Below are 26,499 nucleotides of genomic sequence, written 5' to 3' on the forward strand. Positions count from 1 at the left end.
GCAGCAAACATGAGCATTGCTGAATATCCATCCATTACCAATAAATTTTCTGCATTATAAACAATGGCTAACCGCATCATTACCTTGTGTTACCGTAAACTGATTGATGCAAACGCAAGTGGCGTCTGGGAAAAGTTTGTATTTGAAGATACCTATGCGGAGTTCAGAATGCAGGCACAGTATTTCAACCAGGAAAAAAAGTACCGTTCGTTTGCAGAGTTAACACAGCAGGTTGCTGGTGCCGAAAAACTCCATTTTCTGGTGAGCGCCGCTGCTACTGATTACATCCGGCAACTGAATGAAACCATACCGGATGTGTTGAATAATCTGGGAAAGCATTTTCTCTGCTTCAATACCTTTCAGTTTGAAATCATTAATTCGGATCTGCACGATAAAAAAAAGCACCAGGTTGCCATCAACTTTTTCTCACTGCCGCTGATATGGCATGACACCATTGGAAACTACCTGCTTGTTTCGGAGAAGAAAAATGAAACAAGCGGAGAAGCATCTACGCATCTGTTCCAGTTACAGCCCTATGTATCAATTTATTCCTTACAAAGCGAAACACAATCCCTATGATCAAGCAAATTCCTGGAAAAATTTATTTATCTGAAGGGCGTGGCTTGACACAAACCAGGCAGTTCAGGAGGTATAGTACTTTCAACTTTGGAGCTTATTTCCATGCAGATAAAATGCCTTTTGATCGGCTGTATGTGTGTAATGAAGAAACAATCGCTCCTGGGCAGCATACTAAGTTTGAGGTAGAGCAGGCTTCGCATGTCATTATTATTCCTATTACCGGAGATGTGCAATATAAGTATGAATGCGGAAATAGCTATCAGGTACAAGTAGAGCAAATCCAATTGTTTACTCTGCCTGCCAATAGTACATTTCAGGTAGCTAATCCGTATCCTGGAGAAACAATAAATTTATTGCAACTATGGATAAAGGCAGATGAGCCGGTAGAACAAAGTTCTTCGCAGTTGTTTTCTTTTGAATTTGAATCTCTCGTAAACCAGCTTCAGGAAATAATACCTGGAATTAATCAGGATGAATATTCCATCAATCTTCCTTTTTTGTTGAATTTAGGTTGTTTTTCCGGAAGAAAAGATTCTACGTATTCGCTACAACGCAGAAATACAGTATTTTTTGCTTTCGTGATTGAAGGAGCGTTTGAACTGGAAGGCCGCCTGTTACATGCCGGAGATGCAGTAGCTTTGTGGAATGTTACAGAAGTAGAACTGGAAGCTTTAAGTGCCCAGGCTTTGATTCTGGCCATAGAAATACAGCCGTAAGTTTATGCGGAATAATTCTTACGGCTGTAGTATTTAGTGCTTTCAATCTATTTATCCAAAAGCCGGAACAATCTGCAAACATACCGGGGCAGGTACATCCAGAACTTGCCCGGTAGCGGTAAGCTTGCCGGTATTCGCATCAATGCGGAAAGCTACTACATTGTCGGTATTCTGATTGGCTACCAGTAATAATTTTCCGGTGGGATCGAGGGTAAAGTTTCTGGGCCACTTGCCTCCGGTAGATACATGTTCTACAAAGGTGAGTTTCCCGCTTTGGGCATCCACAGCAAATACGGCAATGCTATTATGTCCGCGGTTGGAGCCATACACAAACTTGCCATCTGCCGACACATGAATGTCGGCACAATAACTTTCTTCGCTGTATCCTTGCGGAAGGGTAGAAATCGTTTGCAGTTCTTTCAAAGCTCCGCTGGAGGCAGTGTAGCTGAATGCAGTTATGGTATTGTCCAATTCATTGATTACGAAGGCATACCGGCCATTGGGATGAAAAGCAAAATGCCTGGGACCAGCCCCCGGTTTTACGGATACTGCCGCTGGCTGACCAGCGGTAAGTTTGCTTTGTTTGGCATCAAAGCGGTATCCTACAATTTTATCAGTGCCCAGATCAGCGGAGAAAGCAAATTTATTGGCAGGATCTAATACAATACAATGGGCATGTGGTTTTTCCTGGCGTTTTTTGTCTGGCCCTGAACCTGTATGCTGAAATACTGTAGGCGGACTCAGTTTTCCATCTGCTCCAACACTGAAAATAGATACATTCCCCCCGCTATAGTTAGCCGCTAGTACCGATTTTCCGGTTTTATCTATCGTTACATAACAGGGCGCTCCACCCTGCGTTGGCTGCTGGTTAATAAGCGTAAGTGCGCCTGTTTTCTGATCAATGGCAAATGCACTGATGGCGCCTCCGGGTTTTCCTTCAAAATCTCCCACTTCACTCACAGAAAACAAAAATTTCCGGTTGGGATCAATGGCCAGGAAAGATGGATTTTTAATGCCTTTGGTTGTGTTTACATGCGTAAGCGCACCTGTCTGCGGATCAAGTTTGTAGAGATAAATGCCTTCGCTTTTACCATTGGTATAAGTGCCGACATACACCATATAGCCATTTTTATTTTGCATAATCTTTTCAAAGTTAAATACATCCGGTAAAGTCATCGCCATCAGGCCCAACCCGGATGCTTTGATAAATGTACGACGTGAAGAATGAGAGGTTGACATAAAGTGTGTTCAGGTTTATAAAACAGTTGCCTACACATAGGCTTCTTTGTTCTGCCAGGAATATTAAAAAATTATCGTGTAAAAAGCTAAAATTTATATTGCGTACAAACATACAAATTATAATGACTGTATAGTATCCTTACTTCCATGAACTAGCATGGATTTGTAAAAGCCCTGATATCAGGAAATGACTATGCTGATTTCTTATTTTATTCTTTATTCAACCCTGGTTCGTGCGATAATAATGCCAATATATTCAATAAACATAAAGCATAAATAGTTGGTGTTTTATTCCAAAGTAATCAGTAAATTTTTTAGCGGAATCAAGCATTCCATGATAGATAAAAATTTTAAATAGCATTATCCCATACAGGTTAACAAATAGGAAAATTTCTGTTACGGGTAGATTAAGTTTAAATATCTGTGAGATAAAAAGATAGAAGAAAGCTGTTTTTTACTTACTTTTCTGACCTTCATTTCCGGCACCAGCAACGCGATACATTAACCAACCATTAACAAGCTGTCTTATGACAAAAAAATATGGTAAGCCAACCTATATCCTTTGCCTGGGTTTATTAAGCAGCCTCCTGTACGCTTGTCAGCCTTCTGCACCACAGGTACCTACAATTAAACATATTGTAGTAATTGGGGTAGATGGCATGAGTCCGGATGGCGTGGAGAAAGCAGCCACCCCCTATATGGATTCGCTGATGAAGAATGGTTCCTATACCCTACAAGCCAGAGGTGTATTGCCTACAAGCAGCAGTTCTAACTGGGCTTCTATGATCATGGGGGCCGGTCCTGAACAGCATGGGATTACCAGCAATGGCTGGCAGCCAGACGATCATATACTTCCGGCTGTAACTACCGGAACGGAAGGAATATTTCCAACCATATTTGGGGTGATTCGCCAGCAACATCCCTCGGCTGAAATTGGCGCTATTTACAACTGGAAAGACTTTGGAAGATTATTCGAAAAAACTGCCGTTAACTACAATATTCACGGACAAACAGAAAAGGAAACGGCCGAACTGGCCAGTACATATATCCGGGAGAAAAAGCCATTGTTTACCTTCGTTCATTTCGACCATGTAGACCATGCCGGCCATGAAACCGGGCATGGCACAGCCGCCTATTATCAGACCGTTGCTTTGGCAGATTCCTTGATCGGACAGGTGATTCAGGCTGCCAGGGAAGCAGGTATTCTGGAGGAAACGGTGTTCATCGTTTCTGCTGATCATGGCGGTGTAGGAAAAGGACATGGAGGAGAAACGCTGGGTGAAATACAAATTCCGTTTATTGTGTGCGGAAAAGGCATAAAAAAAGGCTACCAGATAAAACATACTGTATATACCTATGATAATGCCTCAACCATTGCTTTTCTGCTGGGCATTGAACCACCCTATGCCTGGATTGGTAAACCAGTTAAAAGTGTAGTAGAAGGTTTTCCGGCACCTGTGGTAAAAGAAGAAAAAGAAAAGCTGGCTGCTCCCACTATCTATCCGCCTGCCAGAGAAAATGCACTGGCCGGAGGTTTGTATATTGATAAGCCAGCCCAGGTAGAAATAAAATCTGCCCAGCCAGGACAAGTTATTCACTATACACTCGATGGCAGCGAGCCCACTGCCTCCTCACCTGTGTATCAATCGCCCTTTACCCTCACAGAAAGTAAAGTGGTAAAAGCAAAAGCGTTTGCAGCAGATCAGGAAAGTTATACAGCGCAGGGATTTTTCAGAATTGCCAGCACCAGTCATGATAATGGAATAAATTACAGTTTTTATACAGGGGAAAACTGGAAACAACTTCCGGATTTTGAGAAGTTAAAAGCCCGTTCAACTGGCAATGTATACGAGTTCAGGATTGATTCAATTCCCAACGCAAAAGGAACATATGCGGTAAAATTTGAAGCTTTTTTGCAGATAGACCAGCCTGGCGACTATACATTTTATACCAATTCAGATGATGGCAGCAACTTGATGATAAATAATCAGGAAGTGGTCAATAACGACGGTGATCACGGGGCTTTGGAAAGAAGCGGAAAAATACACCTGGACAAAGGCATGCATCCCCTTACAGTACGCTACTTTAATGGAGGGGGCGGAAGCTGGCTGGATGTCTATTACAAAGGGCCTGCCATTGTCAAACAAATTATTCCGCCATCCGTGCTGTATAGATCAAACCAGGAAAAAGCTATCAAAACAGTAGCGAATCCCTGAAATAAAAGGTACATCAGTAAAGCACAAATCATACTTTTGAAATTAAAATCATCCAAACTCCTGAATAATGAGCAGATAGTAGATTAAAAAATACTTGCTATCCTAACTTTTTGCTGTTATCCAGAAATAAAGTCTTCACAAACACCTATGCCTCTACCTAAACTCATCTTCTGTTCTTTACTTGTGTGTGCCCTATTTTCTGCCAGGGCACAGCAGGTAGGGCAACCTTTACCTGAATGGCAGGAAGGAATGCTTGATTTGCACCATATCAATACCGGCAGGGGAGATGCAGCTTTTTATATTTTCCCGGATGGTACTACCATGCTGCTCGATGCCGGTGAAATGGACCCCACTGATCCCAGAACCACTTCGCCCAGGAACTCAACCCTGCACCCCAACAATTCTAAAACTCCCCATGAGTGGATTGCTCTTTACATACAAAATAAGTTTCCTAAACAGCTCAAACCCAAACTGGATTATGCGCTCATTACTCATTTTCACGATGATCATTATGGCACGGTATATCCGGGAGCAAAAACTTCTGCTAAAGGCAACTATATATTAAGCGGCATTACTGGCGTAGGAGATATAATTCCCATTGGTTTGCTAATCGACCGGGGTTATCCGGATTATAAGTATCCGATGGATATGAACGCTTTTAAGGCTCTTGTCTCGCAACGGCCACAATTACTGCCAGAATACAACAGCATGCTCAATTATATGGCTTTTACGAACTATCATGTGCAAAAATCAGGGATGAAAGCGGCCACCTTGCAGGCAGGGAGAAATGATCAGATCAGGCTAGTACATAATGCGGCAAAGTTTAAAGATTTTAAAGTACAGAACATAAAAGCTAATGGAATCATCTGGAATGGCAATGGCATAGAAACGTATAATTATCTGGAGAAAGCGCCAGCAGAAAGAATTCCCGAAAACCCGCTGAGCCTGGCCATCCGGATAGCGTACGGCGATTTCAGGTATTATACCGGTGGCGATAATCCCGGCATTGCCGATTTAGGGGCACCAGAATGGATGGATGTAGGCACACCTATCGCCAAAGCCGTAGGCGAAGTAGATGTAGCGGTAATGGATCATCATGGAAATCGGGATGCACACAATGAGTTTAATATCAAAACCTTGCGGCCCAGGGTATGGATCGAGCAAACCTGGTCTTCTGATCATCCGGGACATGAAGTGCTTCGCAGAGTAACTTCTAAATATTTGTATCCGGAAGAACGGGATATGTTTGCGACTAATATGCTCGAGGCCAATAAAATCGTAATTGGCCCTTCGCTGGAAAATTCCTATAAAAGTACCGATGGACATATTCTGGTACGTGTACTGCCTGGAGGCAAACAATATTATGTGATCATCCTTAATGATGAAACGGAGCAGGCAGAGGTAAAAGCGGTATTCGGCCCTTATCAGGCCAAACAGAAAGTGAAATAATGCCTGAGGTAAAGAAATACAAATTATTTCTATATTATACAATCTAATTCTTTATAGCATAAAATTTCCGCCCATCAGGCAGTAGCTATGACTCAATTTTATATTAAAACGTTGGTATGTCTGTTCTGCTTTCTGTGGAGTGGTACTATATCTGGCCAGACTAAAGTCAGAAAGACTGTGTTTATTCTGGTGGATGGGATTCCGGCCGATGTACTGGAAACAGTAGCAACGCCTGCCTTAGATTCTCTGGCAAAAGCTGGAAAATACATGCGGTCTTATGTTGGGGGAAGCAAAGGAGAATATTCGGAGAGTCCTACCATTTCTGCCGTTGGTTACAATAGCTTACTGACAGGCACCTGGGCCAATAAGCACAATGTATGGGATAATGATATTGCAGCACCTAATTATCACTATCCAACAATTTTCCGCTTACTAAAAAATCAATATCCTGCAAAGAAAATAGGCATTTTCTCCAGCTGGCTCGACAACCGGACAAAATTAATAGGAGATGGCCTTCCCCAGACTGGCAATATCCAGGTTGATTATCACGCCGATGGTTATGAACTCGATACCATCCGTTTTCCTCAGGCTAAAGCCAGGGATTTTATGCACAAAATAGATAATAAAGTTGTGCAGGAAACGGCTCTTTATATCCGGAATCAGGCGCCGGATCTCTCCTGGGTATACCTGGAATATACGGATGATATGGGACATATGTATGGAGATAGCAAACAGTTTTATGATGCGGTGAAGAAAATGGATGCCCAGATCAGTACCATTGCACAAGCGGTTCAATACCGGCAAAAGCGGCATAATGAAGATTGGCTGATAGTTGTGACAACCGACCATGGCCGGGATGAGCAAACCGGCAAGGATCATGGAGGGCAATCTTACCGGCAGCGCAGCAGCTGGATAGTAACCAATTATCCACAGCTAAATATGTATGCTAAATATTATACCCCAGGCATTGTAGATATTATGCCTACAATAGCCAGGTTTATGAATATATCGATGCCTTTGGAAATAAGCCGGGAACTGGACGGAACGCCGTTAACAGGTAAAATTTCGCTGGCAGAGGTGCAGGTACATCATTTCCAGAAAAAACTCGATGTAAGCTGGAAAGCCTTAGAGAAAGAAGGTAAGGTAAAAATATGGGTTTCTACTACGAATGGATTCAAAACTGGAGAGAAGGATACCTATACACTGTTTGCCGAAGTGCCTGTAACCAGCGAACATGCCTCCATTCATACCAATTTGCCTGTTTCCTCCTTCTATAAAGTAGTTTTAGAATCTCCATTTAATAGTGTTACCAAATGGGTTACGCTAGAAGCAAAACAGAAATAATCTGTACCATTCTTCAGGCAAAATTACTCTATTATAATCCCGGCATTCACTTTTGCTTACTTATCTACTAAATAATCGGTCACTAGTTGCCATTGTATTTTCTGGAATCCTGCCCAGCCTCCTGCAGCAACCAGCGTATTTACTACCTGCCGGTCTCCAGCCTCTTCTGCCTGGTTATTCACGACTTCATCTTTTCCAATTTCAGAAGCAGTGAGGGTATTCCCTTCTTTTATTATCTGAAAAGTGCTGCTGGCTTCAGCGGTAAAAAAGTGCTTCACTTCTTGTGGAGACTCTTTTTCGTGAGGCGACTGGCTTGGCTTTACTGTAAAGGATGCTTCTTTACCATCAGTGTGTACGTGTTGTACCTGTACCCAGTTTTCAGGCAAAGGACCAGGCAATTGAATACAGATATAATCTCCTGATTGTACTGGTTGGTCTTTTTTCCGTTTGCCACTGGTATCATGCAAGGTAAAGGTAGAACTCAGGGCAGAAATGGCAGACCAGGCTTCTACCCTAAATAATTTCTCTTTTGCCTTCTCAAACGCCTGTGCTGCTGTTTGCTCGTCAATATACGTCTGCTTACTTGAAAAGCGTGTATCTTTACTTTGTTCGCCGGTGAGCAGTTGTGCCGCCTGTTTAGCTCCTTTGATAATATCTTTGATACCCATATGAAAAAATTTAAGTTCAGCGTATTGTTCAAAGGTATGTACTGCCATAGGGTAAAATAGGTTTTAGGATTTAGGTAGGTAGAACCACAAGTATTTTTATTCATCTTTTTTTCAATTACTTCCTTAATTATTTCAATGAGAAGCGAATCTGAGGTAACAAATTTGATTCTACAGGTAGCCAGGCAAGACGAGCGGATTAGGGCGGTTGTACTGAATGGATCAAGGGCAAATCCCAACGCCAGAAAAGATGTATTTCAGGACTTTGATATTGTGTACGTAGTAAATCAACTGGATACTTTTTTAATGGATCATAGCTGGGTGAATATTTTTGGGGAAAGGCTAATTATGCAGATGCCTGACCAAATGTGTTTTGGTGAAAAGGATGAACACTCGTTTGCGTATCTGATGCTCTTTACCGATGGAAACAGAATAGATCTGACACTATTCCCGGTTGAGAAACTTACCACCCATTTCAAGCATGATAGCTTAACAATTGTATTGCTGGATAAGGACCACCTGTTTGAAAATCTGCCGCTACCCAGCGAAAAAGATTATCTCATTCAAGCTCCGTCTCAACAGGAGTTTACAGATGTGTGTAATGAATTCTGGTGGGTGAGCACCTATGTCGTGAAAGGGCTATGCAGAAATGAAATTACCTATGCCAGGAATATGCTGGAAATTCCGGTACGGGATATGTTTTTCAAAATGATTGAATGGCATATCGGCATTCATACCAGCTTTAGTGTGACGTTTGGGAAAGCAGGCAAAAAAATGAAAGAACAGGTGGAACCTGAGTTGTATGAAAAAATCCTCACCACTTATCCGGATGCAAATCCAGACAATATCTGGAAAGCCTTACTTGTGATGACAGCTCTATTTAAAGATATGGCGAAGGAGATTGAAAGGAAGATGAACTTTACCTACAACATACAAGAGGAGCAAAACATAATGGCGTATATACAATCAGCCTACAAAAGTCAGCAGAAGATAATTTGAATGCTTTGTTCAGTAGCAGGTAATCTTTTTGTATCCCGAATCTGTATGTATTTTGATGTCAAGTAGGAAACAGTATTCTAAAATAACAAAAATTAACTGGTTAATTCAACCCAGGTGGGAGCGTGATCACTAGGTCTTTCCCAGCCGCGGACTTCCTTATCAACGCCTGCCGAATGTAAGCGTTTAGCCAGGTGAGGGCTAAGCAGTATATGATCAATGCGCAATCCTATATTGCGGCGGTAGGCGTTTTGGGTATAATCCCAGAAAGTATAAATGCGTTGTTGCGGGTAGAAAGTCCGTAGGGCATCTGTCCACCCCTGGGCAACTAAATTCTGGTAAGCAGTGCGGACTTCCGGGCGATACAATGCATCATTCACCCAATATTCAGGGTTATATACATCAAGTTCTGTTGGAATAACATTATAATCGCCAGCCAATACAGCCGGAACATCCATTTCTAGCAATTGCGCTGCATGCTGGGTGAACTGCTCAAACCATCGCAGCTTGTACTCAAACTTGGGTCCGGGAGCAGGATTCCCATTGGGCAAGTATAAGCAGCCTATGTGTATGCCCTCAACCAACGCTTCAATATAGCGGCTCTGGATGTCTTCATCCACTTCTCCAGGTAATCCACGCCTGACTTCCTGGGGCTGGGTTCCACGGGCCAGAATGGCTACGCCATTCCAGCTTTTTTGCCCATGCCAGATAGCCCCATATCCTACCTCAGCAATGGCTTCAACCGGAAATTTATCTTGAGATGCCTTCAATTCTTGTAAGCATACGACTGTTGGTTTGGTTTCTTCCAGCCAGCGAAGCAAATTTGGTAACCGGGCATTGATACCATTTACATTGTAGGTAACTATTTTCATTCTCAGGTGCGCTTGTTCTTTTGTTTCAAGGTAAGTCTACAAAAATACGGAGAGCATAGATTTATGTTGAAGTAGCATAAAAATAAAACAAGCCAGCATTTACGCTAGCTTGTTTTATCATGGGTGTTCTGTTGTTTCTTTAAAGAATTATGCATTCATAAGGTATATTAAGAAAACTATCTGAGTTGGATTTGCATGTGGAGTACATGGCTACATGAATTGATTATTGAAAAAGCAATGGAGCAAATTCATACAAATTATGCCGCCAGGTAATAAAGGTGTGCCCGGCTGGATAATCATTGGTTTTATATTTGATTCCGTATTTGTCAAACAGCTTCAACACATTCTGTCCGTTTGTATAGGCAATATCTTTTTCTCCTCCCATGGCAATCCAGAATAGCTTAAGTTTATTGATTTCCGGGTTTTTCAACTGAGTACTATATTTCTCTTCCAGAGTTTTCAGTTGAGTAGGAAAATAGCCGGTACTTAAGGGCAATACATAAGCAAACTTCTCGGGATGAAACAAGGCAATATTTAAAGCCTGAATCCCACCCATAGAAAGTCCGGCAAAGGCACGGTTTTCTCTTTTGGCCGAAACATTGTAATGGGATTCGATATAGGGAATAATTTCTGTTAATAGCTGTTTGTAATAAGGATCAGTATCAGTGCCTGGCTCCATATGAAACCCCGGCGCTGGATGCCCCATCGGCATAACTACTACCATAGGCTTTATTTTTCCTTCTGCCAGCAGGTTATCCAGAATCAGGTTCGCTTTGCCAGCCGTTGTCCAGGCGGCATCGTTATCGCCACCGCCATGTTGCAGGTATAATACAGGCAGTTTATCTTTCATGGTTTCATAGCCTGGCGGTGTATATACATGCATACGCCCTGTATTTTTCGTCACTGCAGAAGGAAACCACACTTTTTCTACCGTGCCATGAGGTACATTTTTGACAGCACAATACTCGCTTTCTTTTCCCGGTAGTTCAAACAGATTAGACAAGCCATTTTCCCCTTCTTTATAGTGCGGATTTTTAGGATCGAATGTTTTTACACCATCCACTGTAAAATCATAGGTATACACATCCGGCTTCAAAGGGCCAACAGCGACAGACCATACGCCAGCATTTGTTTTGGCTAAAGCCAGGGGTTTATACTCAGATAAGAAATCTCCCATCACCGTTACTTCGCTCGCTTTTGGGGCGTAGATGCTAAGAACTATATGGTTGTTAGCGCTTACCCGGATTGATTTTAACGTATCGTTTGGCGTAGGATTTGGCCGTGTGGGTTGCGCAAACGCAACCGACGAACAGGCTAGGAGCAAAGGCAAAAAGTATTTCATGGTGGAGTGAAAAATTAATGGGAAGCCTGGTTTTAAGAAAGTTGATTGTCTAAGAGTTCTTATTTTAAACCTAGTGTTGGTTTGAGGTATTTGGCTGTACGGGCATCTTTAATTACACCTTTCCAGTTCATGCCAAAGCCAAAATCATAACGATTCCCTTCTGCATCCACATAGCATTTCATGTCGCGGGGAACATCTTCAAACTGGGCTTCTACAGTTTGCATATCGGCCGGGAGCTGAAAAGGTAATAGGGCAGAAGGTTCTGCAACCCCGGTCAGCAGGTCGAGCAATGCCTGATCCTGTACGCCGAAATACACCAGAATAGCATTGGCTTGCTTTTCAAATTCACCCATAACCGCCGGATTAGTCATGTGCATGGAAACGATTACTGGTTTGCCTTTCATTTTGGCGTAGGTATCGGTCACCATACTTAAGTCAGTGTGATTGATCGCCTGCGTACTTTTTCCGATATAACTGCGGTTGGTAAAAGTCTCCAAAGGATCGCCACCTCCAATACTTGGGTCACGGGTGCCTTGTGCAGTGTAAGGACCATACTGTAAACTGATAGGTACATATCCGGTAGTGCCGATTTTTGCCAGTTCGCTATTATATCCGCCACCGGAATTGGGGTTGTTTATAAACACAAGGGAATAATCCGATTCGTCGGGATTGTCGGTTACCTTGAAGTATTTTTTTACAATATCCAGATTTACCGGATAATCCAGTTTTTCAGGCGTAGGCATACCCAGGAAATTGCGCCCAGCCGGCGTAAATTGTTTGGGGATGTAAACTGTTTTATTTTTTTGCAGCGGTAATACATTTGCTTTGTTTTTGAGCATTACTACCGATTGTAACTGGGCTTCATAGCCTGCCTGCATAAAAGCCGCTTGTCCTACTATCTTTTTGGATGCCTCAGTATCCAGGTATGGGTTTTCAAATAAACCCAGGCGGAATATATTGAGTAACAAACGTACGGCGGATACTTCAAAACGCTTGCGCATCAACGCTTCTCCATGTTCTTTTACCCCGATCTGATAAGCTTCTATCACCGGACCCATTTCATTGTTTCCGCCATACTGGTCTACGCCAGCCATTAGGGCTTTGTAATGCCGCTGGGCTACTGAGAGTTTTTCAACACCCCAGGATTTACCAGTTAAAAACACATCTATTGCCGTTTCGTCACCAGTTACAAGCCAGTCGGTACATACCACACCATCATACTGGTACTGATCCCGGAGCAGATCGCTGATAATATACTTATTGTAACTATTGCCAACGTTCTCGTTATATTTTTTATCCTGATCGAAAGAAACAGTGTAATAGGGCATTACAGCAGAAGCCTTTGCGGTTTTCCCCTTTAATTTGAATGCCCCATTAATAAATGGCAAAAAGTGTGTTTTGAAATTATTGCCAGGATATACCGCATATTTTCCGTAGCCATAATGGGCATCCCGGCCACCTTCTCCAGAGCCGCCACCTGGCCAGTGTTTCACCATCGCATTCACACTGTTGAACCCCCATCCATTCTTGATTTCTTTGTCACCAGTGGAAGTCTGGAAACCATCAATATAAGCTCTGGCTATATCGGTTGCCAGTTGCGGATCTTCGCCGAATGTACCACTCACCCGGTTCCAGCGGGGATCAGTCGCTAAGTCTACCTGTGGAGAAAGAGCGGTAGTAAGCCCCAGTGCCCGGTATTCAGTAGCGGCGATCTGTCCAAATTTCTGCACCAGATCTGGGTTGAAGCTTGCAGCCAGACCTAATGATCCTGGCCACATGGAAATGGCTCCTCCAGCTCCGGCATTATATTCGGCATTGGCCACCGTGCCATGCCTTGGATCAGAACTATTATTCACCGGAATGCCCAGGCCAATGCCTTCTGCCAGCGCCTGCGCATTATTGTTCCACAAGGCTGCCACTTCCGGACTTTGTACAGACGTAATGAGCACGTGGCGCACATTATCTTTCGTTAAAAAGGCCAGTTGCTGGTCAGATAAGTCGGAGGGTTTGGCACCACTATCAGCAAAAGGTTTTCCATTATAGGTACCGGCAAAGGGTCCACCAGCGGCAGCCGGGATAGGTTGGTGGCGGCTATACAGCATAAGTCCGGCAATTTGCTCTATTGACAATTTAGAAGCTAAGTCTTTGGCACGGACTTCCACCTGTAAACGCCAGTCTTCATAGGCATCCAGTTTGCCGTTTTTATTCAAATCTTTAAATGAATTATTGCCCTCTTTTATAATTTTTACGCCAGAAGCGGAGGAATACTTTAGCTGCTGTCCGCCTTTATTGGTAATGGCTATGATATTGCCAGGTGCAGGCTGGGTTTGTTGCTGGCAATAGGCTGATAAGGCAGGTATCAGGCAGAGTAATAGAATTATCTTTTTCATGATGTGGTGTGAGGTAGGTGAAACAGGCTACACTTTCTAAATTGAATATATGCGATGGCAATTGTGTGGTAAAAGTCTCTTGCAAAAGCAGCAAAGTCAGTATATCCAAACTAAATTTACTGCGTAACAATTACGCAATTTATATAAATTTTAGATATGCGTAAAAATTACGCATATAATTTTTGTATTTTTACTTTATGCAAACAAAAAAGAATACGGCTACAGCACCATACGATGATTTTAGTAAATTCTTACCGCACATTTCCATCGATTGTTGTGTATTTGGTTTTCACGAAAATCAATTAAAGATTTTACTTATCAAGTGGGAAAAATTTGGGGTGTGGAGTTTGCCTGGTGGATTTATTTTTCCGGAAGAATCCGTGGATGCAGCAGCTAAACGTATTTTGCAGGAGCGTACCAGTTTACAAAATATTTTTTTGGAACAATTTAAAATATTCGGGGAAGTAAACCGGACCAATCTGCCCGGAAGCCGGGAAATGCTGGAACGGTCCGAGGTAGACAGTCAGACCCAGCAATGGCTCTTGCAACGGACGATTTCTTTAGGATATTATGCCCTGGTTGATTTTTCAAAAGCCATTCCTACCACCACTCCTTTAATTGCTGATTGCCGCTGGTGGGATATTAGCAAGGTACCTCACTTGATTCATGACCATGCTGATATTGTAAAACATGCCCTGAAAGCCCTTCAAGGACACCTGTTAAATAAACCCATCGGACTAAATTTACTCCCCACTAAATTCACCATGACCGAACTGCGCCGCTTATATGAGACGATTCTGGGTAAAACCATCGATCGGCGCAATTTTGAAAAAAAGATGCTGAAACTGGGAATACTAGACCGGCTGGATGAAGTAAAAACTGATGTTGGTCACAAAGCGCCTGTGCTGTACCGCTTCAACCTGGCTACCTATGATGAGCTATTAAATGCAGATTTTGGCTTTGGATTCTGAGTTTATTAATATTTAATTTCTCTTTTCAGAAAAGTGGATGACTTACATAATTTAAAGTAGTAAGTTTTATTTCTATATCACCTTTGCTGAAGTTAATTTTTACAACCATACTTAAACGTATGGCTACAATGTTTTCTGCCTGGTTACTTCCAATACATGTTCCTGGGCAATAAAATCGATCACATGATTTACCACTTCATCCGATTTTAGATTATGACCTTTGCCTTTAGTTAGGATCAATTTTGAATTTTTCCAGGACTGGTGAATCGAGATGGCATTTTCTACCAATGTTTCCTGGTCTTCCTCATCATGAATAAGTAAGCCGGGTATCGTTAAATTTTTTGTAAAAGTAGGAGCAGAAAAATAGGCTGGCAAATGCTGTACTTCCTTTTCAAATTGTTTCACGGTCAGGTTCATAGTTCTGGCATTTAAACCAAGTTGCTTTTGATAGAAATTGAAAAACTCCTGTGCTTCTCCAGGACAAGCCGTAGCGATAAGTTTATCAGGCAATAACCGGGGTTGTGTATGGAAGGTGTATATGGCTGTAAAACTGCCCAGGGAGTGACCGATCACGATATGTACTTTTACCAATATGTTCTATCGCTTTCACTATAATAGCGCTGTAAAGAGGTACAGTCATGAAACTGCCGGAACTTAGTCCATGGCCTGGAGCATCTAAAGCGTATAGGGTATAATGGCTTTTATCGATGGCTTCTATGTAGCGTTTCCAGCGGTATGTATGGCTTTGCCATCCATGCAGGAGCAGAATATTTACCGGGCCGTTTCCCCATTTGTATCCTTGAATCGCCTCTTTATTATAGGGAATAGTAAAATGCCGGGCACTTTGTAAAAACTGGCGCTGGCGGGCAGTCATCTTTACCCTGGCCGGATAGCAAAATACCCTGAATCCTAATTTGCCTGCTTTTTGCGGGGCAATATAGGCTAGTAAATTCAGGTAAAAACCTATCAGTTGTGGAAGGATCTTTTGCATATAAGTTTGTTTTGTAGATACCGATTGGTATCTTGATGGATAAAAAAAATTATATTTCTATTTCAATCAACTGTTTATTCAGATGTTTAGTCATTTTGACAATATCATCATTATTGCCTTCCAGTTTACTCATCATAATTCCTCCTTCAAGTCCGGCAATGATTAAGGAAGCATAAAAAACGGTATCTGTATCAGCCTTGATTTGTTTGTGTTCGATGCCTTTTTCCAGGATATGCACCACAGACTGGCGGAGGGTAGTAAGCATTTTATGGGCTTCCTTCCGTAAAGCAGGAAGTGCATCATCCGCCTCAGTAGCCGCATTCAGTAAAGGACAACCGCCTTTTAAAGGAGGCTTGGTAATATAGGTTTCAAAAAAAGAAAAAATAGCACGGAGTTTATCGCCGGCTGTTTTTTCATTCCTGATAATCTCACGCAATTTAGTAGAGATTAGTCCAGATAAATAAGCCAGCGTTTGCTGTTCAAGTTCTGTTTTGTTGCTGAAATGCTTATAAATCGCTCCTTTAGTCAATCCAGTGGCATCCGTAATGTTACTAATAGATGTGGCTTTGTATCCTTGTGTGTTAAACAGGATGCCTGATTGCTTCAAAATCATTTCCTTGGTAGCCTCTGGATTACGCATGAACAAAGATACCAATCGGTATCTAAAAGTCAATAGGTGATGCCTTAAAATTATTTACCCTCTATAAAAGATGAATCAATAGTAGTGCATTCCATCAACATCACTATAAGCCAAATATGATTCTTCATTTGATTGCTAACGGCTCATAAACTCTTTCTTGTGTTAAGATTGCAGGTTTGGCGGTGGGGTTGTTGATGATTTAAGTATGAGCGAATGATTTTTTATTGATAGAACTCTACAGTTTGATTACCTTTCGTGTCCCAATATATCCATTTGCCTACTCGTTTTTCTACATAGGGTTTGGATTTATAGCCCAGATAACCAGGTTGCCTCATTTTAGTATTCATTAAGAATTCTAACGTGATAAAACCTTCTTCTCTTGGCGCTCCATTGGCATAGTAACTCCGCCACTTGCCATAATTATAGGTTTCTTCGGTATGAAAACTAATCACCATATTGATGGCTTCTCCTTTATCCTTCTGACAACGTTCCACTCTGGCATATTTTCCTAAATCCCGAACATAGACTGTTGACGGACATTGGCTATAAGAACTCATAGCCACAAAACACAATAATGCAATTCCTAGATACTTTTTCATTTATTTTCCGCTAATACTAGGATAAACCAGGCAAATTGACTGCTGTAACCATTTTTAAGTTTTCGTCTCTTGCAGCGTTACGGTTGCTTTCACCAGACAATTCTTCAAATCTTCCAGGTTAATAGCCTTACTGATATAATCATCCATTCCTGCCTGCAAACATAGTTCTCTATCTCCCTGCATAGCATTGGCGGTTAATGCAATAATAACCGGCTGCTGTATTGCCTGGCTGCGAACCGCTCTGGTCGTTTCTAAGCCATCCATTTCCGGCATTTGTACATCCATCAGAATCACATCAAAAGTTTCATTTGCTATTTTCTGTAGGACTTCAATCCCATTATTTACAATAGCCACCTGATAGCCAAGTTTTGTCAGGATTCTTTTGATTATTAACTGATTCACCTCATTATCTTCGGCAACCAGAATACGGAGCGGATTTTTAAGTGAAAACTCTGTAGACAGAACCTGTTGTTTAACGGGCGTAAATTCCTGATTTTGTGGGGCAAACTGATGGAGAATAAGTTTATAAAGCCCTTCCTGTTTGACAGGCTTATTCAAAACACCCGCAAATAATTGAGGGTACTTTTTATAACTTTCATCTCCAAAGGAATTGAGTAATACAACAGGAAGCCGTTCATGGTTTATTTCAATCGCTTTTGCTAGCAAAATCCCATCCATCGCAGGCATGTTCTTATCTGTCATTACTAAGTCAACCGCTGTTTGCGACAATAGTTGAAGTGCTTCTTTGCCGCCAGAGGATGTAAATGTCTCTATCTTCCATTGGTCAAGCTGGGTTTTCAGAAGGTTTAAACTGGTTATATTATCATCTACAATCAATATCCGTTTACCTTCCAGTTCTGATACAGAGGGCAATATACCAGAAACCGGAGCCGATGAAACTATACTGGTTTGAATAGTAAAGTGAAAAGTGGTTCCTTTACCCATCTGGCTTTCTACCCCGATTTGCCCCTTCATTAATTCAACTAATCTTGCACAAATGGCAAGTCCAAGTCCGGTGCCTCCATATTTACGGGTGGTAGAAGAATCTACCTGGGAAAATGCTTTAAACAAGCGTGAAACCTTATCTTCTGCAATACCAATACCAGTATCGCTCACCTGAAAAGCCAGGGTGAGTGGCTCCTCATTCTTCTCTTCGGATAGGCTTACTTTTACCAGAATTTCTCCTTTCTCCGTGAATTTGATGGCATTTCCTACCAGATTTACTAATACCTGGCGTACCCGCAGGCTGTCTCCGATAAAGGTGGCAGGAACATTATTTTCTATCTGGTATAACAGGTCTACACCTGTCTGAGCCGCTTTGCCGGCAAACATGTCTAGTACCTGTTCGATACAATGGCGTATATTTACTTGTTGCTGCTCCAGCTCCAGGTTACCTGATTCTATTTTAGAATAGTCCAGGATATCGTTAATAACGCCTAACAGGTTTTCTCCGCAACTATGTATGGTTTGGGTATATTCCAGTTGCTCATCCGTTAAAGCCGTTTCAGAAAGCAAGGCAGCCATTCCGATAACTCCATTCATAGGCGTACGGATCTCATGGCTCATATTGGCCAGAAAAACACTTTTAGCCTGATTAGCCGATTCAGCTGCTTTACGGGCTTGTTCTGCTTCCTGCCGGGCTTGCTGCTCATATTCTTTCTGAGCAACCAGTGCCAGGTTTATTTCTTCTAAAAACTGTGCTTGTATCTGTAGTTCCTCTTTTTGCAGGATCACTTCAGCCGTCCGTTCATGTACCTGTCTGGCTAATTCTTTTTTCTGTGTATTTATATTACGAAGCCTGACCCAGTTGAAACTTATAATACTACCGGTAATAAGCAGAATGATCATGCTTTTAAACCACCACGTCATCCAGAAGGGAGGAATAATATTGATTTTGATACTGGCAGGTGTTGTATTCCAGATGCCGTCGTTATTGGAAGCTTTCACTTTGAAAACATACTCACCAGGATCTAAATGGGTATACGTGGTGGTGCGCTTGTTGCCTACATAATTCCATTCCTGGTCGAACCCTTCTAATTGGTAAGCATACTGGTTTTTCTCAGGTAATATAAAATTGAGGGCCGAAAACTCAAAAGAGAAAACATAATGCTCATAGGCAAGTGTTATCTCTTTGGCTGTGCTGATGTGTTGCTTCAAAGGACTATTATCGCCTACTTCTACTGATTTGTTAAAAAGCTGGAAGCCAGTAATATAGACCGGCGGAACAAACTTGTTGTCTTGAAGGCTATCCGGATGAAAAATATTAAACCCATTTTGTCCGCCAAATAGCATCTCTCCATTTTTGAGTTTATAGCCAGCTGACCGGTTAAACGAATTGCCTTGCACTCCATCACTGATTCCATAGTTTCTGAAGGAATAAGTAGCAGGGGTAAACTTCGATAAGCCTTTGTTTGTGCTGAGCCAGAGATTTCTGGAATTATCTTCTAAAATACATTGGATAACACCACTGGGCAGGCCCTGCGTTTCTTTAAAACTGGTAAAGGAATTAGTAATTGAATCGAAAAGATTAAGCCCTCCGTTGGTACCAATCCACAGGCGATGGCTACTGTCTTCATAAATCGTATTGACCAGGTTATTACTTAAACTTTTACTATTCCTCCTATCGTGTAAAAAACGGGTAAATGACTGGCTTTTCTCATCATACAGATTCAGACCTACTGCGGTGCCTACCCATAAGTTATCTTTGCCATCAATGAATAAAGAAAGGATAGAATTATGACTTATACTTCCGGAAGAAATGTCCTCTGATCTGAATTGCGTAAAAGTATGCGTTGTTCTATCATAGCGGATCAATCCATTATCTATGGTGCCTATCCAGACATACCGTTTTTTATCCTGGATAATCACACTGATGCTTTCCTCTCTAAAGTTCTTCAGCTTACTACCGGCATTGATAGTAGTAAAATTATTATTCCTGGCATTGAACAGAGATAATCCACCTTTAAAATTGCCAAGCCATAGCGTATTGTCTTTATCCTGATAAATAGCTAATACATAGTTGCTTCCGATAGAGGTTGGAAGTTGATCACTATGCGTACGTGAGATAAATGTATTTTTTTCTCTGTTCCATAGATTTAAGCCTCCGCCATCGGTTCCGATCCATATCATGCCATCAGCATTTTCATATAAGGAAAGTACATTATTATTTGTAAGACTATTCGGGTTATGGATGTCGTTTTTGTAGTGGGTAAACTTTTGCGATTGTTTATACAACAGGTTTATTCCCCCGCTATACGTACCTACCCACATATTATCTATGTTGTCTTTATAGATACAATAAACAGAACCGTTATTTAACCCTTCCTGGCTGCCTTCCTGATGTGTGTGATAATAAAAAGTATTTGTGGTCTTATTGAGTACATTGATGCCGCCGTTGCGGGTGCCCACCCAGAGATCCCCTTTCCAGTCTTCCTCCATGGAAATAACATCATTATGGCTGATTCCCTTAGGCTGAGTAGAAGTGTGCTGATACCGGATAAACGTGTTTGCCAACTGGTTAAATTTATTTAATCCGCCTCCTTCCGTTCCAAGCCATAGTGTTCCTTGTTTGTCTTCATAAATTACCCGGATGTCATTATGGCTGATAGTAGTAGTATCAAAAAGATTATTATGGTAGCCTGTAAATGTTTTGTTTACGGCATTAAATAGATTTAATCCATTGGTTGTGCCTATCCAGATGTTTTGCTTGCTGTCAATTTTTAGAGTGGTTACATAATCACTGCTCAGGCTTGATTTATTTTGAGGGTTGTGTTTGTAATGAGTAAAAACCTGGGTAGCCGGGTTGAAAATGTTGAGTCCGCCCCCATAGGTGCCAACGATAATATTTCCATCTTTGTCCTGGCCTATAGCCCGTACATTATTATGGCTAATACTATGTTTATTGTTTTTGTTGTACTGATAATTGGTGAAGTTGTCCTGCTCGCGGTTGTAGAGGCTTAAGCCGCCATCATTGGTTCCTGCCCAGATTCTTCCTTGTTTATCTTCAAAAACAGTCCAGATATAATTTTCACTTAAACTATGTGGGTTCTCAGGATTATTCCGGTAGACTGTAAAGGTATATCCATCGTACTTGTTAAGGCCATCGAAAGTGCCAAACCACATAAAGCCCTGGCTGTCTTGTAAAATACAGGTGACATTATTATGTGAAAGCCCTTCATTACTGGTAATATATTTAAACTGCTGCCGGGAAGATTGGGCAAAAGCCGAGGAAATAGTAAATAGAATGATGGTAACAGAAAGCAGAATATGTATAAAAAACGGCCGGAAGTATAAAGATTGCATACACTACAATTAAAAAATAGCCAATTCTTATGAATCAGAAGCATTATTGCCAGTGTAGCAATATATAATAGTATAAGCCGGGAATAGCATAAATATAACAAGGAAAGCTACATATGTAAGAGGCAAGGTGGTAAATTATGTTTTTCTAATGATAGATAGTACTTTTTATGTAGGCTACCATAGGGCGGGTTATTCATATTCCCATTTGTGAATCCAGGGGTCATGGGTTTGCTGCTGAAAATGTTTAAGCTTCCCGAGTAGTTGTGTAAAAACATCTTGATGTGCCGGGCTGTTTGCCAGATTCTGGATTTCATCCGGGTCTTTTTCCAGGTCATATAGTTCAAACTTAGGCCGGTTCAAAAATGCATCTATTGTTCTTTTGCCATACTGTTTCGTTTTCGATCGCATAATCCCTTGCCAGGTGAATGATTTTACCAGATCAAGTGCCAAAGGAAAAGGAAGCTGGTGAGCAATATTATAGATCAGTTTGTATTTCCTGGTCCTTACTGCCCGCATCGGATAGTACATGGTAATTTCATGCAGGGAATGGGAAGCATACACCTCATCCCAGCCAGGTACAGTTTCCTCTTCGAGCAGTTTTTTAAAGGAGCGGCCATGAAAAGCGGCCTGCGCTGGCAAGGCACCGGCAAACTCTAAAATGGTAGGTGTAATATCTGTCCAGGAAATCATACCCTGCTGTACCATTCCTTTCTTCAGTGTAGTCGGACTGCGAACAATACAGGGAAGCTTTATTCCGGCATCATATAAGGTAGTTTTTGCACCTGGAAATGCAATCCCGTTATCGGATATGTATATAATTACTGTATTTTCATATTTACCTGATGCTTTCAGGTATTCTATTAACTTACCTACCCCTTGGTCTATCCTGGAAACAGCCTGGTAATATTGCGCTAATTCCGCCCGGCTTTCCCTGGTATCAGGCAAAAAGGAGGGTACAGCTACTTGTGCAGGCTGGTAACTAACTTCTTTTATACCAGCATATCCTTCCTGCCTGTTGCCAAATGGATTAGGTGCTGTACCGGTATTAAAATCCGGCTCTCCATTGGGCAATACTTTATTAGACCGGTGAGGATCATCTGTAGCAAAATAGAGGAAGAAAGGCTGATTGATACTGGTAATAAAAGATTTGCTTAGTTCGGCCATTTGCACCGGATTGCGTCCTAAGGAAGCCGGATCATTGGCTTTTCCGGAGGATAATACTTTTTGAAAGGCGTATACCTGCTCTGGACCTACGTGAAATTTGCCTACTCTGGCCGTTTGGTAGCCTGCTTTGGCAAGTAATACCGGCAGGCTTTCAATGCTGGCAAATGAATTGAAATGGTGAAAACTATGCTCAAGTCCATACATGCCATTGGCATGATTATGCATCCCTGATAGAATTACGGTACGGCTCGGACTGCAACTGGCAGCCGTGCAAAATGCATTCGTAAAGCGGACACCTTCCGCAGCCAGCTGATCTAAATGAGGAGTTTTAATTACCCGGTTTCCATAACAACCCAGGGCATCCGTTCCATGATCGTCAGCAACTATTAAAACGATATTAGGTTTTCCTGCAGGTTTGCCTGTTTGTGCAAAACTTACAATAGGCGGTAAGAGGAATAAGAAAAAGGTATAAATGAAGCAGTTGATAGTTCTGGTAAAATGCTGCTTATATTCCGTTCTTCCGGTTTGTTTCACAGGATTTGCATGTATAGGTAAGGGCATTTTCTTAAACTTAAATGATTCTACGCTGCCTGGAATAGATAAGACTATCAGCGTAATTTATACATCGTGCTCTTTTTAATCATATCCTCTGTGGACATAGCATGCATCGTATTTTCTATCATTTTTTGCACCTGAAAGGCATCAGTATACGCTTGCTTTTGTTCTGCCAGAGTTTCACGGATAATTCTGGCATGTGCCGGAGCGATCTGCGTTTTCCGTATATCGAGCAATATATTGCTATAGCAGTCGCATAAAAGCATGGTAAGGCTATTTCCCTTTTCAGTAAGCCACTCTGCGATTAATTCAGCTTGCATAGAATAGATATTGAGGCTAACATCTACACTCCAGTTCTCTGCCGGAAACGTGAGCAGAAAAAAAGGAATATGGTTAGCGATATACACCCCATATTCCAGCTGTGCATGCTGCCAGCGGTAAATGTTTTCTGTTTCATAAGTAGGTATCCAGTAAATCAGGTCGAAAAATGCAGCAGTAAAACTCGACCGGCATAACTCATGGCCCGGAGAGAAAAAAGATGGCAATACTTGCCCTACTTCATAGGATAGCATACAAATGTGTAGTGTATAAAGATTGTTAAATGTCTAAAGCAGAAACACTATAGCTGGAACAGTAATGAACCAGTATTAGGCAACAAAGATATCCTGCTGCTTTCTATGCAAATAGCTTTAAAAATAAGTGAAAATGATGGAATAACAATCTCAGCACTATTATTTCAAGGTGTAATTCTTCTCAAACATGCATTCACATTTAAATTACCAAATTATTCATACTTTTAAAACCATTTATAGGTTGTTTCATTCGAAAAGCCAAACAATAATTCTTACAATCTTTATTTCATAGATCAGTTGCTCAGGGGCGAATAAACCCCTCTATCCATGCGGATTTGTAAGGTATTCAGCATTTCGGGAAGGTTAAATCCCTGTTGTTGATATAATGCTGCTACAGCCTTTTTCGCCTGCATAAATGACTCTTCGTTCTCCCAGATGGCCAGGGCAATAAATTTGTATTCGCCATTTTCTGTGGTTTGCTCATAGGCCATATCATTGATAAATCCCGGCTGTGTTTTTATAAAACTTCTGTTGATCTGCATTCTTTCGATAAACTGTTTCCTGGATTGTGAGGGTACTACGAATTGGTCAATTAAGATGAGTTGATTCATAAATGTGAAATGTATGTAAAAGTTAGGATGTATAGGTATATAAAGTGTTAATGATTTATCTGATACAGTATTGATCGGCTACAAACTGCTAATACCTGGCAGCAAACAGTGGTGAGATAATATTTATGGCATATCACTCATCTGGTAGTTCTGCGCATTGATAGCCGGCCTGTTCTATGAGTTGAATAATATCAGTAGCACTTATGTCTACCGCTTCGATTCTCAACACCTTATCTGTATCTGCTGTATCTACATGCCACAGTTTTATTCTGGGCTCTTTGCTGATATTGGCGGAGATCCGCTTCAGGTCTTTTTTGAGCCGGAGGTTGGTTTTAAAAACCAGCACGTCGGCACGTATCGTAGGCAACATAGTTATGATGTAGAGGTTAAAGATTATTAGATATTGTGTTAAGGTAAAATCAGGTGCAGGTCTCCGAACTGATGCCAGTAATAGTCGGCCGCAATAGCTGCTTGGTAGGCAAGTTCCAGGTGATCCATACCTGCCAGTGCCTGTAGCATGTGCAGATGAGAAGCTCTTGGTTCATGAAAGCCGGTAAGCAGGGCATCTGTTATTTTCAGAGAGTAGTTTTCATCAATAAACAAACTGGTGTTTCCCCGGTATGGCCTCAACATTCCATCTGTACCGGCGGCACTCTCAATGGCTCGTATGGCAGTAGTGCCCACGGCAATAATGCGGTTTCCCCGGCTTTTTGCAGCATTAATAATAGCAGCCGAAATGGGACTGATCTCCATATATTCCGGATAAGGTGCCTCATTTTCTTCCAGGCTGGATACGCCCGTATGCAAGAGAACAGGTGCAAACACCACTCCTTTTTCTAGCAACTTATCTACCACCTGAGACGTAAATCCCCGGCCGGCTGAGGGCATTTCTGCACTACCCGGATGAAAAGAAAAGAACGTCTGGTAATAGGCCAATGGATAGCGGTGATTGATTTTTTCATACTGAATGGGAAACGCATGTGCTGCCAGATAATCTTCTACTGGCTGGGAAAGTCGTAGGGTTGCCAACCATAGATCCAGTAATTGCTTATTAGCATAAAACCGTTCATCCACCGTAATACTGGCATCACCTGGTAAGCGAAATACCATTCCTGGTTCTCCGGCTTTCCATCGTACGGTTTTATTACCCCGGATCGATCTTATTTCTATGAGCCACTGCTGGGCATTGATCTGGTTGCTTAGATGTATCACGCCTTCACTGCCATCAGGCAGCGTTACTGCCAGTGCTGAGGGAATGGTTGCAGAAGTATTTACCACCAGCACATCGCCAGGGTTTATATAGTCAGATATATTATGGAACAGGCCGTGACTGATCTTCCCCGAACCAGTAGTGACCAGTAAGCGGACTTCATCCCGTAATAATTCCCGTTCCTCGGTAGGTTGAGGGCAGGAGAGGTGTTCAGGCAGGTCGAATTGTATAATATGATTACTTAGTGTTTGCATACAGATGATTTAAGTGAAAAGAGCTTTTTTCGAGTAGCAGGGGCTTTGGTTTATGCTTGCTGTAATTTGAGAAGCTGCGGGGTGTAGCGGCCATTGGGCAAGGTGCCTTTAACAAGGTGGAGAATAGCCGGAACCGCATATTCTGTAGGTGTAGGCCGGTCTGAAATGTCTTCTCCGGGAAAAGCAGCCTGGTGCATATCGGTTCGCATATCTCCGGGATCAAAGGCATAGAAATGAAACTGTGGATTTTCTTTTCCCAGGATGGCTGTCAGGTGGTCTAAGCCAGCTTTGCTGCCTCCATAGGCGCCCCATTTCTCATACGCCTCAGCACCGGCATCGCTGCTTACATTAACAATGGTAGCTCCATCCTTGAGATAAGATTGCACTTTTTGCAAAAGCGAAACCGGTGCGATCAGATTAGTATGAAACACCAGATGCAGGTTATCTACTGGATGGCTTAATAAAGGTTGCAGGGGAGAAACACCGAGCGTAGAGGCATTATTCACTACCAGGTCTACTTTCCATTGATGTTGCGCTAAGGCTTCAGCCAGTTGCCATAAATGGATTTCATCGCGCACATCTCCTGATATGGCCACTACTTCGGTAAAGCGTTGCAGAAAATTTTTTGCGGACAATAATTGTCTGGCATCCCGTGCATTGATCAGCAATTTCCATCCTTTACGAGCCAGGTTTTCTGCCAGTGCAAATCCTAAGCCTTTAGATGCCCCCGTAATAAGAGCAGTTTTTTGATCTGTCGTCATGATTGTGTATCGGTTTGTAACGATGCAAAGATGGACAGACCAATAGCCTTAAAAAACGGCC

Annotated in this window: 23 protein-coding genes; 7 read left to right on the forward strand and 16 right to left on the reverse strand. The window is 42.0% G+C overall.

The features are described from left to right. The first annotated feature begins 63 nt into the window (after positions 1-63). Complete coding sequence (locus GXP67_RS26460) at positions 64-579, forward strand: hypothetical protein (RefSeq protein ID WP_162445909.1); 516 nt, start codon at positions 64-66, stop codon at positions 577-579. Next, positions 576-1,295, forward strand: a complete 720-nt coding sequence (locus tag GXP67_RS26465; RefSeq protein ID WP_162445910.1) for a pirin family protein — start codon at positions 576-578, stop codon at positions 1,293-1,295. The genes GXP67_RS26460 and GXP67_RS26465 overlap by 4 nt, the downstream gene beginning before the upstream one ends. Positions 1,296-1,346: 51 nt before the next feature. Here GXP67_RS26465 and GXP67_RS26470 read toward each other — a convergent pair whose 3' ends face one another. Further along, a complete protein-coding gene (locus GXP67_RS26470) occupies positions 1,347-2,534 on the reverse strand; it encodes a lactonase family protein (protein ID WP_162445911.1) in 1,188 nt (395 codons plus the stop codon). 527 nt (positions 2,535-3,061) lie between these two features. On the opposite strand from GXP67_RS26470, the gene GXP67_RS26475 reads away from it, so the two are divergent. The 3 genes from GXP67_RS26475 to GXP67_RS26485 all read left to right on the forward strand — a co-directional run bounded on the left by GXP67_RS26475 (position 3,062) and on the right by GXP67_RS26485 (position 7,543). Next, positions 3,062-4,750 carry an alkaline phosphatase family protein gene (locus tag GXP67_RS26475; protein WP_162445912.1) on the forward strand — a complete coding sequence of 563 codons (1,689 nt, stop codon included), beginning with the start codon at positions 3,062-3,064 and terminating at the stop codon, positions 4,748-4,750. Positions 4,751-4,897: 147 nt separating this feature from the next. Continuing rightward, entirely contained in the window at positions 4,898-6,199 is a 1,302-nt protein-coding gene (locus GXP67_RS26480; RefSeq protein WP_162445913.1) for a ComEC/Rec2 family competence protein, read from the forward strand. An 87-nt stretch (positions 6,200-6,286) separates the two neighbouring features. Next, on the forward strand, positions 6,287-7,543 hold the full coding sequence (locus tag GXP67_RS26485) for an alkaline phosphatase family protein (protein WP_162445914.1): 1,257 nt from the start codon (positions 6,287-6,289) through the stop codon (positions 7,541-7,543). 56 nt (positions 7,544-7,599) lie between these two features. Here GXP67_RS26485 and GXP67_RS26490 read toward each other — a convergent pair whose 3' ends face one another. Then, complete coding sequence (locus tag GXP67_RS26490) at positions 7,600-8,259, reverse strand: hypothetical protein (protein WP_232064610.1); 660 nt, start codon at positions 8,257-8,259, stop codon at positions 7,600-7,602. An 87-nt stretch (positions 8,260-8,346) separates the two neighbouring features. On the opposite strand from GXP67_RS26490, the gene GXP67_RS26495 reads away from it, so the two are divergent. Beyond that, positions 8,347-9,207 carry an aminoglycoside 6-adenylyltransferase gene (locus GXP67_RS26495; protein ID WP_162445915.1) on the forward strand — a complete coding sequence of 287 codons (861 nt, stop codon included), beginning with the start codon at positions 8,347-8,349 and terminating at the stop codon, positions 9,205-9,207. A gap of 92 nt (positions 9,208-9,299) precedes the next feature. Here the strand turns inward: GXP67_RS26495 and xth are convergent, their stop codons facing one another. From xth to GXP67_RS26510, 3 genes are all read right to left on the reverse strand, one after another. After that, positions 9,300-10,076 carry an exodeoxyribonuclease III gene (gene xth / locus GXP67_RS26500; protein WP_162445916.1) on the reverse strand — a complete coding sequence of 259 codons (777 nt, stop codon included), beginning with the start codon at positions 10,074-10,076 and terminating at the stop codon, positions 9,300-9,302. A 223-nt stretch (positions 10,077-10,299) separates the two neighbouring features. After that, positions 10,300-11,418, reverse strand: a complete 1,119-nt coding sequence (locus GXP67_RS26505; protein WP_162445917.1) for an esterase — start codon at positions 11,416-11,418, stop codon at positions 10,300-10,302. Positions 11,419-11,477: 59 nt separating this feature from the next. Continuing rightward, entirely contained in the window at positions 11,478-13,808 is a 2,331-nt protein-coding gene (locus tag GXP67_RS26510) for a glycoside hydrolase family 3 protein (RefSeq protein ID WP_162445918.1), read from the reverse strand. A 197-nt stretch (positions 13,809-14,005) separates the two neighbouring features. Between GXP67_RS26510 and GXP67_RS26515 the strand changes: the two genes are divergently transcribed. Beyond that, complete coding sequence (locus GXP67_RS26515; protein ID WP_162445919.1) at positions 14,006-14,779, forward strand: NUDIX hydrolase; 774 nt, start codon at positions 14,006-14,008, stop codon at positions 14,777-14,779. Between the two features lie 123 nt (positions 14,780-14,902). On the opposite strand, the gene GXP67_RS26520 is transcribed toward GXP67_RS26515, so the two are convergent. The 11 genes from GXP67_RS26520 to GXP67_RS26570 all read right to left on the reverse strand — a co-directional run bounded on the left by GXP67_RS26520 (position 14,903) and on the right by GXP67_RS26570 (position 26,438). Beyond that, positions 14,903-15,289 carry an alpha/beta fold hydrolase gene (locus tag GXP67_RS26520; protein ID WP_162445920.1) on the reverse strand — a complete coding sequence of 129 codons (387 nt, stop codon included), beginning with the start codon at positions 15,287-15,289 and terminating at the stop codon, positions 14,903-14,905. Then, positions 15,282-15,770, reverse strand: coding sequence for an alpha/beta fold hydrolase (locus tag GXP67_RS26525; protein ID WP_162445921.1), 489 nt, complete (start codon positions 15,768-15,770; stop codon positions 15,282-15,284). Before GXP67_RS26525 ends, GXP67_RS26520 begins: the two co-directional genes overlap by 8 nt. A gap of 49 nt (positions 15,771-15,819) precedes the next feature. After that, positions 15,820-16,410, reverse strand: coding sequence for a TetR/AcrR family transcriptional regulator (locus GXP67_RS26530; protein ID WP_162445922.1), 591 nt, complete (start codon positions 16,408-16,410; stop codon positions 15,820-15,822). A 221-nt stretch (positions 16,411-16,631) separates the two neighbouring features. Continuing rightward, a complete protein-coding gene (locus GXP67_RS26535) occupies positions 16,632-17,009 on the reverse strand; it encodes a hypothetical protein (RefSeq protein WP_162445923.1) in 378 nt (125 codons plus the stop codon). Positions 17,010-17,063: 54 nt separating this feature from the next. Then, the gene (locus GXP67_RS26540) at positions 17,064-21,311 is read right to left on the reverse strand and encodes a hybrid sensor histidine kinase/response regulator (protein ID WP_162445924.1); all 4,248 of its coding nucleotides are present in this window, start codon (positions 21,309-21,311) and stop codon (positions 17,064-17,066) included. A 189-nt stretch (positions 21,312-21,500) separates the two neighbouring features. Then, complete coding sequence (locus tag GXP67_RS26545; protein ID WP_162445925.1) at positions 21,501-23,036, reverse strand: sulfatase family protein; 1,536 nt, start codon at positions 23,034-23,036, stop codon at positions 21,501-21,503. 47 nt (positions 23,037-23,083) lie between these two features. Then, the gene (locus GXP67_RS26550) at positions 23,084-23,602 is read right to left on the reverse strand and encodes a hypothetical protein (protein WP_162445926.1); all 519 of its coding nucleotides are present in this window, start codon (positions 23,600-23,602) and stop codon (positions 23,084-23,086) included. A 293-nt stretch (positions 23,603-23,895) separates the two neighbouring features. After that, a complete protein-coding gene (locus GXP67_RS26555) occupies positions 23,896-24,213 on the reverse strand; it encodes an antibiotic biosynthesis monooxygenase family protein (protein ID WP_162445927.1) in 318 nt (105 codons plus the stop codon). A 133-nt stretch (positions 24,214-24,346) separates the two neighbouring features. Beyond that, entirely contained in the window at positions 24,347-24,583 is a 237-nt protein-coding gene (locus tag GXP67_RS26560; RefSeq protein WP_162445928.1) for a hypothetical protein, read from the reverse strand. Between the two features lie 38 nt (positions 24,584-24,621). After that, on the reverse strand, positions 24,622-25,677 hold the full coding sequence (locus GXP67_RS26565) for an S-adenosylmethionine:tRNA ribosyltransferase-isomerase (RefSeq protein WP_162445929.1): 1,056 nt from the start codon (positions 25,675-25,677) through the stop codon (positions 24,622-24,624). 50 nt (positions 25,678-25,727) lie between these two features. Beyond that, the gene (locus GXP67_RS26570) at positions 25,728-26,438 is read right to left on the reverse strand and encodes an SDR family NAD(P)-dependent oxidoreductase (protein ID WP_162445930.1); all 711 of its coding nucleotides are present in this window, start codon (positions 26,436-26,438) and stop codon (positions 25,728-25,730) included. Positions 26,439-26,499 lie beyond the last annotated feature (61 nt).

It is taken from the genome of Rhodocytophaga rosea (genome assembly GCF_010119975.1).
Taxonomy (GTDB): Bacteria; Bacteroidota; Bacteroidia; order Cytophagales; family 172606-1; genus Rhodocytophaga; species Rhodocytophaga rosea.